This is a genomic window from Bartonella sp. MU70NMGDW (genome assembly GCF_042194085.1).
Classification (GTDB): Bacteria; Pseudomonadota; Alphaproteobacteria; order Rhizobiales; family Rhizobiaceae; genus Bartonella; species Bartonella grahamii.
In genome coordinates, this window is record NZ_JBHIMK010000225.1 from 1 (window position 1) to 1937 (window position 1937).

1 protein-coding gene is annotated in these 1937 nt (G+C 30.1%); it reads left to right on the top strand.

The genetic code is table 11. From position 1 onward, the window contains the following. Positions 1 to 195: translocation/assembly module TamB domain-containing protein (locus ACFIKE_RS09960; protein WP_375649678.1), on the top strand; the 195-nt coding region annotated here is incomplete at its 5' end. Between the last annotated feature and the right edge of the window lie 1742 nt (positions 196 to 1937).

A 1937-nucleotide genomic window follows, 5' to 3' on the forward strand; every position in this document is an offset into this window, starting at 1 on the left:
AATGAGAAGGGTAATACAGGCTTACGTATTGGACGCTACATACACAATAATATTTATTTGGGCTTTGAAGCAGGGTCCGATGGAACGACGAAAGGAACAATTAATTTAGATATTTCGCGTCATCTCAAAGCTAAAGGTGCCATAGGAAATGAACAAAATTCTAGCATTGGTCTCTTTTATGAAAGAGATTATTAAAGATTGAATTTAAAAAATAAATTCTTTGTCTTTTGTCTCTCATTTCTAAATCTGAGGAAGGATACATAGACTAGAAATCCTATAAAAGAAGAAGATTTTTTGAGGCGTGAAGAAATATATCTGAAATATTCGATTTTTGTTTATTGTGTTTTTGAATGAGATCACTTTTCTTATAATGAATAGCCCCCCAAACAGAACACTCCAAAATATAACACTATTGTGTTGCAAATTCATGTGCTTGTTTTAAAGAAACATTTCTCAATGTGGCTTGAGCCTATTTCATAAGATTGCTTGTGAAATGATATAAAGTACCTCTTATGAATGGTATAAAATCCATACTACCATTGTTAATAAAGGTATAAGTATTTATTAAAGATATAAGCCGGCATTATCATTCTATTTTCCAGCTTCTCATGTTGCCGACAATCTTTTCACTTGAAAATGTAGAGGTATTTTTATTGCTTATCTTAAGAGTTTTTATGCATACACCAATATCTCTTATGACGTACAACAAGTGCTTTTGATTAATTCATCATAAATATAAAGAAAATTTACAATAAGCAAATTACATCTTATCTTTTATTTAAGATGTAAAGTAATAAATTATGATTATAAATCAAAGTATTAAAATGCAGTTCAAAAGATATTTTTTGTAAAAATGTTTATCAGAGTTATATGCCGTATTTTTCTATTTAGGCGGTTAAAAGAAAGAGGAATGTCATTTTACTTTTCATCTGTTTTTTTTTCATATTGAAATCATAGCCTTATATAAGCACTAACGTTGTGCATTTATAAACTCTTCAAGAAGTTAAGGTATTGGAGGAATATCACTTTAGTTTCGGATGTAGAAAAAACAGCAAAGCTTGCTTTAAAGCAATCTACAACAGTAAAAAAGTTTTATAATAAATCTTCTCTTATTTTTTTAATGTTTTTCTTTTACGCTGAGTGTATCTATAATTTGCAGCACAATTTATAATTGTGAGCCTATCCTGCTGTACCATAAAAGACTGACATTTGAGGTTTGGTGATATAAGGCATGTAAGTCTTTTTGACAAAGTATTTTGAAAGCACAGGGTGAATATTTAGGGTAAGCCTTGTATAAGTGAATCACATGATTTGTTATCAAGTGGAACGAACTCAATAAAAATCTGGATTGTTTACAGATCAGATTGGGTAGAATCTTTGTCCTTTAAGGTGTGTGGAGAAAAAATTGTTAGTGCAGGGATAAACACGGATAAAGGTTGTATTAATCCAGATTCATCATCATAATCTGGGGCAATTTTTTCAAACTTTGATGCTCTCTCTTTTAGGATTCGCAACATTTATGAATGTTTCAACACTTATTTAAGGAAGGAAAGGGGTTTTTGAAGTTTCACTGTTAAAGTCAATTGCATTCAACAAAATAGCGAGTAAAGTTTTCATCTAAATCCAAGAAGTTTATTTTCAATAAACCATAAATTCTTTGCCAATTCTTGATTGAAGTAATACTTTTTTTGGTAACAAGCCTTTTTTATAAATGGAGCATTACCTTCTATCCATTTTTATTTCAAATCTTATTTAAGGATCTAGAAATTAGGAGGTATGTCTTTGAACTGGATATTATGAATTTTTTTATAAAACCCATGTTCTTTTGCTAGCAATTCTTTCTGAGTACCTTGTTCAATTAGTTGTCCATTTTGTATGACCACAATTTTATGAGCACGAGCAATCGTTGAAAGGCGATGAGCAATAATGATCGTTGT